We start from the raw sequence: 13,608 nt of genomic DNA, 5'->3' as shown, positions 1-13,608 counted from the left end.
TCAGGTTTTGTCCTTGTTCAAACGGTTGGCGACCCAGGTCAGCACCAGCACGAAGGCGAAGTACGAGATCACCAGCGCGCTGTTGAAGTGGCCGCTGCTGTTGCGCATGTTGTTCAGGTACACCTGCAACGTCTCGTAGCGGGTGCCGACCAGCAGGTTGGCGAACACGAACTCGCCGAACAGGAACGAGAACGACAGCAGCAGCGCAACCATCAGCCCTTTGCGCAGGTTGGGCAGCACTACCAGAAATGCCGCCTGCCAGGTGCTGGCACCCAGCAGCTGGGCGGCGTCCATCAGGTCGCGCAGGTTGATCGCTTGCAGGTTGTTGGTGATCGCCCGGTACATGAACGGCAAGGCAATGGTGAAGTAGCAGCCGATCAGGATCCACGGCGTGCCGACCATTGCCATCGGCCCGCTGCCGTACAGTTGCAGCAGGCCCACCGACGACACCACCGGCGGCACCGCGAACGGCAGCAGGATGAGGATGTTCATCAGTGCGTCGAGCTTAGGGAAGTGGTAGTGCACCACGAACAGCAGTGGCAGGATCAGTACCACTGACAGCAGCAGCGCGCCCACGCACACCAACAGCGACTGGCCGAAGGCAGCCAGAAAACGCGGCTCGCTCCACAGTGCCACGTACCACTTCAGGGTCAGGCCACTGGGCAGCAGGCTGGCCGACCAGCTGGTGGCCAGCGAGTAAAGCAGGGTGCCGGCCAGCGGCAGCAGCAAGATCAGGAACAGCAGGTACACCACCACGCGGTGGTACACGCTGCCGGTGTTGGCATCAGCGCGCATGGTAGCTCCTCTTCAGCAGCCATTGGTGAACCACCGTGACCAGCGTCATCAGCCCCACCAGCACCATCGCCAGGGCACTGGCCAGGTTGGGGTCGAGGCTGATGTCGCCCGCCACCAGGCCGGCAATGCGGATCGGCAGCACGTTGAAATTACCGGTGGTCAGCGCATACACCGTGGCATAGGCGCCCAGGGCGTTGGCCAGCAGGATGACGAAAGTGCCAAGCAGCGCCGGGGTCAGCACCGGCAGGCCGATGTGCCGCCAGAACTGCCAGTGGCTGGCACCGAGCAGCGCAGCCGACTCGCGCCAGTCTTCACGCAGGGCGTCGAAAGCGGGGTAGAGCAGCAGCACGCCCAGCGGGATCTGGAAGTAGGTGTACACCAGGATCAGGCCGCTTTTCGAGTAGATGCTGAAGTCTTCCAGCAGGCCGATCTGTTTGAGCAGCAAGGTCAGCGCGCCGTTGAAACCGAGCAGGATGATGAAGGCAAACGCCAGCGGCACCCCGGCGAAATTGCTGGTCATGTTGGCGAAGGCACTTACGAAGTCGCGCAGGCGCGAATCCACCTGGCGCAATGAGTAGGCGCCGAGGGTGGCGATGACGATGCCGAACAGGCTCGACCAGAAGCTGATCTCCAGGCTGCGCTGCAGCGCCTGCAGGTAGAACTTCGAGGCGAACACCTTGCTGAAGTTTTCGACACCCCAGCCCGCCTCCGACTGCACGCTGTTGATCGCCACCCAGGCCAGCGGGGCGATCTGGAAGATGATGAAGAACACGGCGAACGGCAGCAGGCAGAGCAGGGCCAGGTAGCGGCCACGCGAGCCGCTGCGGTTAGGGGGAGTCACTTGAGCAGCTCCCGGCAGACGGTCTTGTCGTGGGGCACCCCGAGCAGCTCGCAGATGGTCCCGCACAGCTCAGTCTGCAGCGGCTTGGCGGCTGGGTCGAGGCTGAAGGCGTCGCCGAACACGAACAGCGGCACCTCGCGCTCTTCGGCCAGTAGGCCGTTGTGCGAGCGGTCGTTGTTCATGCCGTGGTCGGCGGTGACCAATACCTGGTAGCCCTCTTCGAGCCAGCGCGGCAGGTAGTCGGCCAGCAGGATGTCGGCGCTGCGCGCGGCATTGCGGTACTGGCTGCTGTCCAGGCCATGACGGTGGCCGGTGTCGTCGATGCTCATCGGGTGCACCAGCAGGAAGTTCGGTGCGTGGCGGCGGCGCAGGTATTCGGCGTCGGCCAGCAGGTGCGAATCGGGGTAGCGGTCATCCCAGTAGAACAGCCCGTGCTGGATCGGCAGCTTGGGTGCGTGGGTATGGCGGTCGCGCTGCGGGTCGAAGGGCGAGCGGTTGTACAGTTCGCTCATCCAGTGATAAGCCGCCGCGGCAGTGCCCAGGTTGGCCTCGCGGGCGTAGTGGAACACGCTGCGCTGGTTGGACAGGCGGTTGACATTGTTGTGCACGATGCCGCTGTCGATCGGCGGCACGCCGGTGAGGATGCACTCGTACAGCGGCCGCGACAGCGACGGCAGCTCGCATTCCACGCGGTACAGCGCGGCGCGGTCGGCCTCGACATAGGCGTGCAGGTGGCCCATGGCATGGTGGGCGACCTGGTGGTTGAGGCCGTCGAGCAGGACCAGGATCACGTTGTGGTTCATTGGAAGCTCCGCAGGTTTCAAGAACGGCCGCTGTGCGGCCTTTCGCGGGGCAAGCCCGCTCCCGCAGATACAACGCAGGTCTTCAAGACTGCGTAAATCTCTGTGGGAGCGGGCTTGTCCTGCGAACGAGGGCGCAGCCCTCGCAATTACTCCATCTCGATGATCACTTGCTCCTGCCACATTTGCGGCAGCTTCTTCGAGGTCGCTTCCCAGGCCTCGGCATTCTTGATCGGCTGCGCGGCCTTGTACTGCTCGTTAGGCAGCAGCTTGGCCTGCACATCCTCTGGCAGTTTCAGGTGCTCGGCACGGATCGGTCGAGCATGCCCTTTGGCCAGGTTGATCTGCCCGGCGTCGCTGAAAATGTACTCGCGCGCCAGCTTGGCCGCATTCGGGTGTTTGGCGTACTTGTTGATGATGGTGGTATAGCCCGAAGTGATCGAACCGTCCGACGGGATCAGCACTTCGAAGCGCTTGGGGTCGATCTGATCACGGTAGCTCAGGCCGTTGAAGTCCCACACCACGCCGACTTCCACTTCACCCTTTTCCAAGGTCTGGATGGTCGGGTTGGCCAGCGACAGGCGCTTTTGCTGGGCCAGTTTGGTGAACAGTTGCAGGCCTGGCGCAAGGTTGCTCTCGTCACCCTTGTAGGCGATGGCCGCGGCCAGTACGCCGTTGGCAGCCTGGGCGGCGGTGCCGACGTCGCCGATGGCGACCTTGTACTTGCCTTTTTCCAGGTCGTGCCAGGTTTTAGGGCGCTCTTCTTCTTTCACCAGGTCCTTGTTGATGATAAAGGCGATGGTGCCGGTGTAGGCCAGCGCCCAGTGCCCGTCCTTGTCCTTGGCCCACTCAGGCACCTGATCCCAGGTGCTTGGCTTGTATGGCTGGCTCACACCCTTGGCTACGGCAATCGGGCCGAAGGCTGCGCCGACGTCACCGATGTCGGCGCTGGCGTTGTCCTTCTCGGCGTCGAACTTGGCGATTTCCTGCGCCGAACTCATGTCGGTGTCGCTGTGCTTGAGGCCAAACTTGCTGGCCAGGTCATCCCAGGTGCCTTTCCAGTTGGCCCAGGCATCGGGCATGCCCACGCTGTTGACGGTGCCTTCCTTGCGGGCGGCGTCTTCCAGGGCCTTGAGGTCGGTGCCGGCAGCCATGGCCGAGGTACACAGGGTGATGGCCGAGCCGAGCAGTGACGCCATGAACAACTTTTTCATCCGAAGCTCCTTGGGTGGGTGCCTTGCGCGATCGTTGTTATGAGTGAAACCGTTGCTGGATAACCTTTGGTCTAGGTCAGCAAACCTTGCGCCAAGGTAGGCCGATTGCGTGACAGTTTGATGTAGGTGAAGGCCTGAACCGGGTGCTGAAGGGGCCTGAAAATACAGCGTAGCCCAGATCGAAAGGCCCGATTCATCGAGGTTGGCGCAAATCTGGCAGTGCTTTGGGCATGGATGCGCAGCGCCTTTGTCACAGGATGTTCATCAGCCCTGCCTAGGCTTGCACTATTCTCCAAGTGCCCTGTTCTGGGGCTGGACTAGTCCAGAAAGGTAACCGTTGATGCAGTCGACGCCACCGCGTGCGGTAACAGCCATCTGCCATGCCCTGCAGGAGCAGATCGAGCACGGCCTGCTGGCGCCGGGCGGCAAGCTGCCGGCCGAGCGCAAGCTCAGCGAGGTGTTCGACACCACGCGCATCACCCTGCGCGAGGCGCTGGCGCAGCTGGAGGCCCAGGGGCTGATCTACCGCGAAGAGCGTCGCGGCTGGTTCGTCGCGCCCCAACGGCTGACCTATGACCTGATCGAGCGTAGCCACTTTCATGCGATGGTGCGGGCGCAGGGGCGGGTGGCGACCACCGAGTTGCTTTCGGCGCGGCTGCAGCCGGCGTCGGCGGCGATCTGCGCACGCTTGCGCCTGCCTGCGTTGTCCAGCGTGGTGCGCATCTGCCGGTTGCGGCGCATCGATGGGCGGGCGGTGCTGTATGCCGAGCACTACCTCAACCCCAGGTACTTCCCCAAGATTCTCGAGCAGGACCTGGCGCAGTCGCTGACCGAGATTTATGGGCGGGTGTATGGCATCCGCTATGGCCAGGTGTGCTTCGAGATCCTTCCGACGGCCTTGCCCGTGGACGCGGCAGCGGCATTGAAGGTGTCTACCGGGAGCCCGGGGCTGCATATCACCCGGGTCAACAGTGACCAGCATGGGTACCTGATCGATTGTGACCTTGAATACTGGCGGCATGATGCGATCCGCATCCGCGCCCAGGCCGGGTAGGGCTGCTTTGCAGCCCAATCGCCGGCAAGCCGGCGATGAGGCCTTAACTGGACGAACCAGCCTCGGCCATCCCGCCGCCGCCGGCAGTCACTACCTGCACCGACAGCCGCGGCGTCGCCAGGTCCAGCCCGGCCTCATCCAGCTGCCGTTTCAACGCCAGGTTGAACGCTCGAGACACTTCCCACTGCTTGATTGGCGCCGTCTTGAAGCGCGCGCGCAAGATCGCCGAGCCCGACTCGAAACTCTCGACCCCCTGCAACTCCAGCGGCGACCAGATATTGCGGCGCATCAGCGGGTCGTTGCGCAGCTTCTGTCCCACCTCGCGGATCAGCGTGATGGCCTGGTCGATGTTCATGCTGTGCGGGATGGCCACACGGAAGATCGCGTAGCCGAATTCGCGCGAGTAGTTCTTGATGCTCTTGATTTCGCTGAACGGGATGGTGTGCACGATGCCGTCGATATCGCGCAGGCGCACGGTACGAATGGTCAGGCCCTCGACCGTCCCCAGGTGGCCGCCGACGTCGACGTAGTCGTCGATGGCCAGCGAGTCCTCGATGATGATGAACAGGCCAGTGATCAGGTCGGCCACCAGCGACTGTGCGCCAAAACCGATGGCCAGGCCGATCACACCGGCACCGGCCAGCAGGGGCGTGACGTTCATGCCCATGTTGGCCAGGGCGACGATCACCGCGATGATGAAGATGACCACGAACATCACGTTGCGGATCAGCGGCATCATGGTTTGCGCGCGGGCGTTGGCCAGGCCCCGTCGCGAACGCACCAGCGCATGGTGCACGGCGGTGTCGGCGAGGATCCACACCAGCCAGGCGACGATCAGCGTGCCGGCCAGGCCCAGCAGGCGCAGGCTCACTTCATGGCCGTCACCCTCGGCGAAGCTGATCATCGACTGGCCCCACACGCGCAGGCCCAGTTCGATGAACACCAGCCAGATGAACAGGTGCACCAGCACATACCCGAAGTTACGCAGGCGCTCGGTGTACACCGCCTGGCGCTTGTTGGCGCGCTTGGGGTTGGCCGCGTGGCGGCGCACCAGGCCGTTGAGCACCATGCACACCACCACCAGCACCGTGCACATCAGCGACTGGCGCAGGGCAGTGCTGGTGTCGCCGGCCGAGACGAAGGTGGCGAACAGCGAGATGGCTACGAGAATCATCGCCGGGATGAACCAGAAACTGCCGAGAATTTCGATGGTGTCGCTGAGCGTGCGCCGGGTCAGGCGCCGGGACAGCGGCTGGTTGCGGATCAGGTGGGCGATCGGGCGACGAAAGCGCAGCACGAACAACCCGGTGCACAGCGCAGCGATGACATTGGCCAGGGTGGCCAGGGCGTGCGCCAGGTGCGTACCCAGGGCGACCATCAGGCGCGGGTCGCTCATCGCCTCGCCAAAGGCGGCGAAGCTGCCGATCAGCCACAGTGGCCGAAACGCCTGGTGGCGCAAGATGTGCAGAGCGCGGTGGCGGTGCGGGCCGTCGAGCAGCGAGAAGGCGATCACGCAGATGGCCGAGAAGCAGGTACCCACCACCAGCGCATAAGCCAGCACCATGGCCATCGATTTGCCGAGCGAGGAGGGCAGGGCGAAGCTCAGGTACACCGTGAACACCAGTGCTACCAGCCACGGCCCGAGCTTGCGCAGGGCAAAGCGCACCAGGTCCCAGGTGCGCGGGTGCTGGGGCAGTTCCTCGGTCAGGCCGAAGCGCAGGCGCACACGGTGGCCGATCCAATTGAAGGCATAGGCCAGCAGGCTCCAGACGGCGATGATCGCAGCGAAACCGAACAGGATTGCCGGCCATTGGTGCACCGGTACCACCAGTTCGGCGAGCTCGGACTGGGCCTGGTCGATCTCCAGTGCCCAGCGGTGGAAGGGGCTGGCGTCGCCGCTGAACTGCTTCTCGAAGTCATGCAGCGCGCCGCCAATCAGGCCCAGCACGCCTTGCTCGACAGTGGGTTGCGATTGCTTTGTGGCGTCGCGCAGTTTCTTCAGGTCGGCCAGCAGCTTGGTCCGTTGCTGGTCGTTTTCCAGGTTCTTGATCACCTCGTCCAGCGACTTGCCCAGCGGCTCGGTCGCTTCGGGCTGGGCGGGTGCACTGGAGCCCAACAGGCTCGGCAGGCCCGCCGCCTGAACCGGGGCGATGAACAGAAACAACAGCAGGGCAAGGCAACGCAGAAGGGTTGGCACCGGGAAATCTACCTCAGGTCAAACGATTGCCCGAGTGTAGAGGTTTATGTGGGCAGTTTCTCCAGGATCTTCCAGCACGTGAGGCCGAAGATACCCAGGGTGCCGATCCACATCATCAGCACGCCGATGTTGCGCTCGCGCAGGCTGAAGCCGATGGTCAGCAGCATCAGGAACAGGAACACCGGCACGAACAGGGACAGGAAGGGGGACATGGACTGCAATCCTTTTGCGTTGGGGCCATGCAGTAAGCATAGCCGGTGGCAAGCGAAGCGGGATTGATCCTGGGCAGCTGTGTTGTCGGTACCGGCCCTATCGCCGGCTTGACGGCGATAGGCCAGAACAGGCTCAAGGCAATTCGCGGCAGCGATAGAACGCAGTGAGCACCTTCACCAGATGCGCCAAGTCATGGCTGCCACACAGCTCGCGAATGGAATGCATGGCAAAGGTGGGCAAGCCGATGTCGACCGTGCGCACACCGAGGTGGCTGGCGGTGATCGGGCCGATGGTCGAGCCGCAACCCATGTCGCTACGCACCACGAAGCTCTGCACCGGCACCTCTTCGGCCATGCACAGGTGGCGGAAGAACCCGGCGGTTTCGCTGTTGGTGGCGTAGCGCTGGTTGTTGTTGACCTTGATCACTGGCCCGGCGTTGAGCTTGGGCCCGTGGTTGCCGTCGTGGCGGTCGGCATAGTTGGGGTGCACGCCGTGGGCGTTATCGGCCGACACCATCAGCGAGCGCTGGATGGTGCGCACGTAGGCGTCGCCGTCCGGCAGCAGGCGCTGCAGGGTCTGTTCGAGCATCGGGCCGTCGGCACCGCAGGCCGAGCTGCTGCCGACTTCTTCGTGGTCGTTGCACACCAGCACGCAGGTTTCGTCACTGTCGGCGGCCAACAGCGCCTGCAGGCCGGCATAGCACGACAGCAGGTTGTCCAGGCGGGCGCCGGCGATGAAGTCGCCATGCAGGCCAATCTGCGCGGCGTCCTGGGTGTCGTAGAAGCTCAGTTCGTAGTCCAGCACCACATCGGCGTTGAGCTGGTGTTCGCGGGCCAGCTGCTCGGTGAGCAGGGCGCGGAAGTCGATGCGCTCGTCGCCCGCGACCTGGGCCAGGATCGGCGGCAGTTCGGTCTGCGGGTTGATCATCCAGCCTTCGTTGGCGGTGCGGTTGAGGTGGATCGCCAGGTTGGGGATGATCGCGATCGGCAGCTTGAAGTCGATCAGCTGGCTCTCGACCTTGCCATCGCGGCGGAAGGTGACCCGGCCGGCCAGCGACAGGTCGCGGTCGAACCACGGCGCCAGCAGGGCGCCGCCGTACACTTCCACGCCCAGTTGCAAGAAGCCCTGGCGCTGCAACTCAGGCTGTGGCTTGACCCGCAGGCAGGGGCTGTCGGTGTGCGCGCCGACCATGCGAATGCCGCTTTGCAGCGGCGCTTGCTTGCCCAACTTGATGGCGATGATCGAAGAATCGTTGCGGGTGACGTAGTAGCGACCGCCAGGCACCGTGGCCCAGCTGTCACGCTCGTCCAGGCGCTGGTAACCGGCAGCTTCGAGGCGCTGGGCCAGGCTGGCGGTGGCGTGGAAGGGCGTGGGGGAGGCCTTGAGGAAATCGATCAGGCCGGTATTCAGTGCTTCGCGCATAACTCACTCCAGACAGCAGTGGCGCGAGTTTAGCGTATTAAGTCGACAAATTGTGTCTGCCTCTTCGCGGCATCAGCCGCGAAGCGGCCTGTACAGGCAGCACACATTCAGAAGGGTGCAGGGCACTCGAACTTCATCCGCTCCCCGGACACCGGGTGGGTAAAGCTCAACATCGCCGCATGCAGGCACAACCGCTCATGCGCTGCCAACGCTTCAGGGTTGGCATACAAGCGGTCGCCCAAAAGCGGGTGCCCGATCGACAGCATGTGCACGCGCAGCTGGTGCGAGCGCCCGGTGATCGGCGTCAGCTCGACCCGGCAGTAATCGCCGCAACGTTCCAGGATGCGCCAGAAGGTCAGGGCATGCTTGCCCTGCTCATGGTCCACCACATGCCGTGGCTTGGTCGGTGGGTCGTAGCGCAGGGGCAGGTCGATGCTGCCGCTGTCCAGTGCCGGTTGGCCCCAGCACAGCGCGGTGTAGGCCTTTTCGGTCTCGCGGTCGTGGAACTGGCGAGACAGCTCACGGTGGCTGTCGGCGTCACGGGCCAGCAGGATGATGCCGGAGGTTTCCCAGTCCAGGCGGTGCACGATCAACGCATCGGGGTAGCCGTTTTCCTGCAGACGGGTGATCAGGCAGTCCTTGTTGTCGTCGGCGCGGCCTGGCACAGACAGCAGCAGGGTCGGCTTGTTGATCACCAGGATGGCGGCATCTTCGTGGAGGATCTGGACGTTCGACAGCGGCATTGCGGGTTCTCGATGAAAATGACGAAACCACTGGGGCTGCAAGGCAATCCCAGTGGTTTCGTCTTTGCCTGAGGGGCTGTATCAGCGATCAGGCAGGGTGATGTTCAGCTCCAGGATGGAGCAGCTGCCCTGGTTCTCCAGTTCGATGTGCACGTCATCGTTGCCGATGTTCACATACTTGCGGATCACTTCGAGCAGTTCTTTCTGCAGCGCCGGCAGGTAGTCCGGCTCGCTGCGCTGGCCGCGCTCATGCGCCACGATGATCTGTAGACGCTCTTTCGCTACCGACGCGCTGGTCTGTTTCTGTCTGCCACGAAAGAAGTCAAAAAGGTTCATGGTTTACTTGCCTCCAAACAGGCGCGCGAAGAATCCTTGCTTCGGCACTTCAACGAAACGCAGGGGTTTGTCTTTCCCCAGCAGGCGATCGACGGTGTCGCTGTACGCCTGGCCAGCATCGCTCTGGTCGTCGAGGATGACCGGGATACCTTGGTTGGAAGCCTTGAGTACGGCCTGGGATTCAGGGATCACGCCCTTGAGCTTGATCGCCAGGATGTCGGTCACGTCGTCGATGCTCAGCATTTCGCCGTTGACGACGCGCTCTGGGTTGTAGCGAGTGATCAGCAGGTGTTCCTTGATCGGCTCTTCGCCGTTTTCGGAGCGGCGCGATTTGCTCGACAGAATGCCCAGCATGCGGTCCGAGTCACGTACCGAAGAAACTTCAGGGTTGGTCACCACGATGGCTTCGTCGGCGAAGTACATCGCCAGGTGTGCACCTTTCTCGATACCCGCCGGGGAGTCGCAGATGACGTATTCGAAATCTTCTTTCAACGCCATCAGCACCTTCTCGACGCCTTCCAGGGTCAGCGCGTCTTTGTCGCGGGTCTGGCTGGCGGCAAGTACATACAGGTTCTCGAGGCGCTTGTCCTTGATCAGGGCCTGCTGCAGGTTGGCTTCTTCGTTGACCACGTTGACGAAGTCGTACACCACGCGGCGCTCGCAGCCCATGATCAGGTCGAGGTTACGCAGGCCGACGTCGAAGTCGACGATGACGGTCTTGTGGCCGCGCAGTGCGAGGCCGGTGCCGATGGCGGCGCTGGTGGTGGTCTTGCCCACACCCCCCTTGCCGGAAGTAACGACGAGAATCTTGGCCAAGGTGTTTCACCCCTAAATAAGTCGGGACATGTGTCCCAGCAAAATGCAAAAAATGGCAACAGGTAAAAAAGTTGCTCTAAAAATGACGGCAAGTATCCGTTAAAGACGGGTGATGTTCAACACGTCACCGGACAGGCTGACTTGCACACCGGTGCCCCACAAAGGGTCGCGGCGCAGGTCCTCGCACACCCGGTACTGGCCAGCGATGGAGACCATTTCGGCGGTCATCTGCTGGCAGAAGATACGGGCCTTGGTATTGCCTTTGATACCCGCCAGGGCGCGGCCGCGCATGGCGCCGTACACATGGATGTTGCCATCGGCAAGAAGTTCCGCACCCGGGCTGACCGAGGCAGTGACCACCAGGTCGCCCCCCTGGGCGTAGATCTGCTGGCCGCCACGCACCGGCGAGGTGATGATCCGGGTCGGGCGCTGCTCTTGCACAAGGGCTGGCTCGGGGGCGGGGGGCGGGGCCGGCTCGGGCTTTTTGACCTCGGGCTCTGGTTCCAGCGGGCGCTCGCGGGCCCCGGACGGCGGGAGCACCGGCAGGTCGATGGCGATTGCCGCGGCAATGTCCTCGATGCGGTTGGCGCGAATGGCCAAGGTCCGCAGGCCATGGTGGCGGCAGATGCGCATCAGCCCGGGCAGGTCGATCGCCCCTTCGTCGGCCGGCAGCTTGTCCAGCGCCAGCACCAACGGCGTGTTGCTGAAGAAATTGGGGGCCTGGGCCACTTTCGCCGCCAGCTGGCGGTCGAGGGCTTCCAGGTCGTTTCGCCCCAGCTCCAGCACAGTAATGGCGAGCATGCTGCCCTTGAGCTGGAACACGGAGGCGGAGTCAGGTGTGTGGTTTGGGCTCATGGTCTGCATAGACGGCTTGTTGCGAAAAAAGTGCCCTGACTTATAACGATAAGACCGGTTGGCCGCAACCGGCACCGATCCGATGTAGAATGCTCGGCCTTTGACTTACCGGAAGCTTCAATGGACCGCCCGCGTTTTCGTCCCTATTTCCTCCACCCCAGGTTCTGGGGCCTGTGGCTTGGCCTGGGCCTGCTGTGGTTGGTGGTGCAGCTGCCATACCGGGCCCTGCTGTGGCTCGGCGGCGCCCTGGGCGCGCTGATGTACCGGGTGGCCGGCGAGCGCAGGCGCATCGCCGCACGCAACCTGGAACTGTGCTTCCCGGAACTGTCCGTCGACGAACGGCGCCGGTTGCTGAAGGCGAACTTCGCCTCCACCGGCATCGCCTTCTTCGAAATGGCCATGAGCTGGTGGTGGCCCAAGGCCAGGCTGGCGCGCCTGGCACACATCGAGGGCATCGAGCACCTGCAGGCCGCCCAGCAGGCGGGGCAGGGCGCGATCCTCATGGCCGTGCACTTCACCACCCTGGAAATCGGCGCAGCGCTGCTCGGCCAGGAGCACACCATCGACGGCATGTACCGCGAGCACGGCAACCCGCTGTTCGACTACATCCAGCGCAGCGGCCGCGAGCGGCACAACCTCGATTCGCTGGCGGTGGAGCGCGAAGACGTGCGCGGCATGCTCAAGCTGCTGCGTTCGGGACGCGCCATCTGGTACGCGCCGGACCAGGACTACGGCGCCAAGCAGAGCCTGTTCGTGCCGCTGTTCGGCATCCCGGCGGCGACGGTCACCGCCACCACCAAGTTCGCCCGCCTGGGCAAGGCGCAGGTCATTCCCTTCACCCAGAAGCGCCTGGAGGATGGCAGCGGCTATCGTCTGGTGATCCACCCGCCGCTGGAGGGCTTCCCCGGTGAAAGCGAAGAGGCCGATTGCCTGCGCATCAACCAATGGATCGAAGGCGTGCTGCGCGAGTGCCCCGAGCAGTACCTGTGGGCGCACCGGCGCTTCAAGTCACGGCCTGAGGGTGCGCCGCGGCTGTATGACAAGAAAAAGCGCTGAGCGTTGTGGTGTCAGTGCTGCCTCTTCGCGGGCTTGGCCCGCGAAGAGGCAGCACTGACAGGGTGAATCCATGAAGACTAGCACTGGCCTGATCCTCTCCGGCGGCGGCGCCCGCGCCGCCTACCAGGTCGGCGTGCTGGCCGGTATCGCCGAGCTGCTGCCGCCGGGCGCGCCCAACCCCTTCCCGGTGATTGTCGGCACCTCGGCCGGCGCCATCAACGCCGTGACCCTGGCCAGCGGCGCCACCCGGTTCAGCGAATCGGTGCAACGCCTCACCGCCTTCTGGCAGAACGTTCGCAGCCACCTGGTTCTGCGCAGCGACTGGCCCGGGGTGATCCGCCAGGCCAGCCGTTTCGTTGGCCACAGCCTGCTCGGCCTGGGCGGCCAGGCACCGGTGGCGTTGCTCGACAGCAGCCCGCTGCGCAGCCTGTTGCAGTCGCACCTGGACCTGGATGGCATCACCCATGCCCTGGCCAGCGAGCAATTGCGCGCAGTGGCGGTAACGGCGTTCGGTTACGAGTCTGGTCAGGCTGTCACCTTTTACCAGGGCCGCGGCACCATCGACGCCTGGCTGCGCCACCGGCGTATCGGCGTGCCCGCGCCGTTGACGGTCGACCACCTGCTGGCCAGTGCGGCGATCCCGCTGCTGTTCGCCCCGGTCCGGCTGGGTGACGAGTACTACGGAGACGGCGCGGTACGCCAGTCGGCGCCGATCAGCCCGGCCCTGCACCTGGGGGCCAGCCGCGTGCTGGTGGTCGGGGTCAGCGGCAACCCGCAGCGGCCAGCGCCGCCGTTGCCGACACAGCGCGTGTTCAGTGGCCAGCAGCCGAGCCTGGCGCAGATCGGCGGGCATATGCTCAACAGCACGTTCATCGACAGCCTGGAAGATGACATCGAACTGCTGCAGCGCCTGAACCACCTCAGCCGCCTGCTGCCCGCCCACCTGGATGCGCGCCGCTTGGGCCTGGCGCCGATCGATGTGCTGGTGGTAGCGCCCAGCCAGCCGCTGGACGAGATTGCCGCACGGCACCGGCGTGAGTTGCCGGCGCCGCTGCGAGTGTTCCTGCGGGGGCCGGGGGCGACCCGGACCAGCGGGGCAGGGGTGCTGAGCTATTTGCTGTTCGAGGCCAGCTATTGTAGTGAGCTGATCGAACTGGGGCGCAAGGATGCCTTGGCTAAACGGCGGGAGCTGGAACAGTTTCTGGGGCTCTGATGCAGGCTTTGCCGGCCCTTTCGCGGACAAGCCCGCGAAACGGCCGGCCACTA

General features: G+C 64.1%; 14 protein-coding genes. 3 read left to right on the top strand and 11 right to left on the bottom strand.

From position 1 onward, the window contains the following. The 4 genes from ACIPIJ_RS24600 to ACIPIJ_RS24585 form a co-directional block, all read right to left on the bottom strand. Entirely contained in the window at positions 1-795 is a 795-nt protein-coding gene (locus tag ACIPIJ_RS24600) for an ABC transporter permease (protein WP_401081722.1), read from the bottom strand. After that, complete coding sequence (locus tag ACIPIJ_RS24595) at positions 785-1,636, bottom strand: ABC transporter permease (protein WP_401081719.1); 852 nt, start codon at positions 1,634-1,636, stop codon at positions 785-787. The genes ACIPIJ_RS24600 and ACIPIJ_RS24595 overlap by 11 nt, the downstream gene beginning before the upstream one ends. After that, positions 1,633-2,439, bottom strand: coding sequence for an alkaline phosphatase family protein (locus tag ACIPIJ_RS24590; protein WP_401081716.1), 807 nt, complete (start codon positions 2,437-2,439; stop codon positions 1,633-1,635). Before ACIPIJ_RS24590 ends, ACIPIJ_RS24595 begins: the two co-directional genes overlap by 4 nt. A gap of 146 nt (positions 2,440-2,585) precedes the next feature. Beyond that, positions 2,586-3,650 (bottom strand): ABC transporter substrate-binding protein, encoded by a 1,065-nt coding sequence (locus tag ACIPIJ_RS24585; protein ID WP_401081714.1) that lies wholly within the window; start codon positions 3,648-3,650, stop codon positions 2,586-2,588. Positions 3,651-3,990: 340 nt separating this feature from the next. Between ACIPIJ_RS24585 and ACIPIJ_RS24580 the strand changes: the two genes are divergently transcribed. After that, positions 3,991-4,704, top strand: a complete 714-nt coding sequence (locus ACIPIJ_RS24580) for a UTRA domain-containing protein (protein WP_401081711.1) — start codon at positions 3,991-3,993, stop codon at positions 4,702-4,704. A 43-nt stretch (positions 4,705-4,747) separates the two neighbouring features. Here ACIPIJ_RS24580 and ACIPIJ_RS24575 read toward each other — a convergent pair whose 3' ends face one another. The 7 genes from ACIPIJ_RS24575 to minC form a co-directional block, all read right to left on the bottom strand. Next, positions 4,748-6,901 carry a mechanosensitive ion channel family protein gene (locus ACIPIJ_RS24575; RefSeq protein ID WP_401081708.1) on the bottom strand — a complete coding sequence of 718 codons (2,154 nt, stop codon included), beginning with the start codon at positions 6,899-6,901 and terminating at the stop codon, positions 4,748-4,750. Positions 6,902-6,945: 44 nt separating this feature from the next. Beyond that, positions 6,946-7,113, bottom strand: a complete 168-nt coding sequence (locus ACIPIJ_RS24570; RefSeq protein ID WP_011532728.1) for a hypothetical protein — start codon at positions 7,111-7,113, stop codon at positions 6,946-6,948. 133 nt (positions 7,114-7,246) lie between these two features. Further along, positions 7,247-8,536 carry a M18 family aminopeptidase gene (locus ACIPIJ_RS24565; protein ID WP_401081704.1) on the bottom strand — a complete coding sequence of 430 codons (1,290 nt, stop codon included), beginning with the start codon at positions 8,534-8,536 and terminating at the stop codon, positions 7,247-7,249. Positions 8,537-8,643: 107 nt separating this feature from the next. After that, positions 8,644-9,279: an RluA family pseudouridine synthase gene (locus ACIPIJ_RS24560; protein ID WP_401081701.1), complete on the bottom strand. Its 636-nt coding sequence runs from the start codon at positions 9,277-9,279 to the stop codon at positions 8,644-8,646. An 81-nt stretch (positions 9,280-9,360) separates the two neighbouring features. Further along, positions 9,361-9,615 (bottom strand): cell division topological specificity factor MinE, encoded by a 255-nt coding sequence (gene minE, locus ACIPIJ_RS24555; protein WP_003252572.1) that lies wholly within the window; start codon positions 9,613-9,615, stop codon positions 9,361-9,363. A 3-nt stretch (positions 9,616-9,618) separates the two neighbouring features. Beyond that, positions 9,619-10,431 carry a septum site-determining protein MinD gene (gene minD / locus ACIPIJ_RS24550; protein ID WP_016501049.1) on the bottom strand — a complete coding sequence of 271 codons (813 nt, stop codon included), beginning with the start codon at positions 10,429-10,431 and terminating at the stop codon, positions 9,619-9,621. A 99-nt stretch (positions 10,432-10,530) separates the two neighbouring features. Continuing rightward, positions 10,531-11,295: a septum site-determining protein MinC gene (gene minC, locus ACIPIJ_RS24545; RefSeq protein ID WP_401081698.1), complete on the bottom strand. Its 765-nt coding sequence runs from the start codon at positions 11,293-11,295 to the stop codon at positions 10,531-10,533. 111 nt (positions 11,296-11,406) lie between these two features. Between minC and ACIPIJ_RS24540 the strand changes: the two genes are divergently transcribed. Together ACIPIJ_RS24540 and ACIPIJ_RS24535 are read left to right on the top strand one after the other, a co-directional pair. Next, positions 11,407-12,342 carry a lipid A biosynthesis lauroyl acyltransferase gene (locus ACIPIJ_RS24540; RefSeq protein WP_401081695.1) on the top strand — a complete coding sequence of 312 codons (936 nt, stop codon included), beginning with the start codon at positions 11,407-11,409 and terminating at the stop codon, positions 12,340-12,342. A gap of 70 nt (positions 12,343-12,412) precedes the next feature. Beyond that, complete coding sequence (locus ACIPIJ_RS24535) at positions 12,413-13,555, top strand: patatin-like phospholipase family protein (RefSeq protein ID WP_401081692.1); 1,143 nt, start codon at positions 12,413-12,415, stop codon at positions 13,553-13,555. Positions 13,556-13,608: the final 53 nt, after the last annotated feature.

It is taken from the genome of Pseudomonas sp. NPDC087185 (genome assembly GCF_044744955.1).
Classification (GTDB): domain Bacteria; phylum Pseudomonadota; class Gammaproteobacteria; order Pseudomonadales; family Pseudomonadaceae; genus Aquipseudomonas.
This window is presented reverse-complemented; position numbering and strand designations above follow the sequence as displayed.

Excerpts from the sequence above, each read along its gene's own strand:
- ACIPIJ_RS24600 (WP_401081722.1), bottom strand. The coding sequence starts at position 795 with ATGCGCGCTGATGCCAACACCGGCAGCGTGTACCACCGCGTGGTGGTG.
- ACIPIJ_RS24590 (WP_401081716.1), bottom strand. The coding sequence starts at position 2,439 with ATGAACCACAACGTGATCCTGGTCCTGCTCGACGGCCTCAACCACCAG.
- ACIPIJ_RS24585 (WP_401081714.1), bottom strand. The coding sequence starts at position 3,650 with ATGAAAAAGTTGTTCATGGCGTCACTGCTCGGCTCGGCCATCACCCTG.
- ACIPIJ_RS24580 (WP_401081711.1), top strand. The coding sequence starts at position 3,991 with ATGCAGTCGACGCCACCGCGTGCGGTAACAGCCATCTGCCATGCCCTG.
- ACIPIJ_RS24570 (WP_011532728.1), bottom strand. The coding sequence starts at position 7,113 with ATGTCCCCCTTCCTGTCCCTGTTCGTGCCGGTGTTCCTGTTCCTGATG.
- ACIPIJ_RS24565 (WP_401081704.1), bottom strand. The coding sequence starts at position 8,536 with ATGCGCGAAGCACTGAATACCGGCCTGATCGATTTCCTCAAGGCCTCC.
- ACIPIJ_RS24560 (WP_401081701.1), bottom strand. The coding sequence starts at position 9,279 with ATGCCGCTGTCGAACGTCCAGATCCTCCACGAAGATGCCGCCATCCTG.
- minE (WP_003252572.1), bottom strand. The coding sequence starts at position 9,615 with ATGAACCTTTTTGACTTCTTTCGTGGCAGACAGAAACAGACCAGCGCG.
- minC (WP_401081698.1), bottom strand. The coding sequence starts at position 11,295 with ATGCAGACCATGAGCCCAAACCACACACCTGACTCCGCCTCCGTGTTC.
- ACIPIJ_RS24540 (WP_401081695.1), top strand. The coding sequence starts at position 11,407 with ATGGACCGCCCGCGTTTTCGTCCCTATTTCCTCCACCCCAGGTTCTGG.
- ACIPIJ_RS24535 (WP_401081692.1), top strand. The coding sequence starts at position 12,413 with ATGAAGACTAGCACTGGCCTGATCCTCTCCGGCGGCGGCGCCCGCGCC.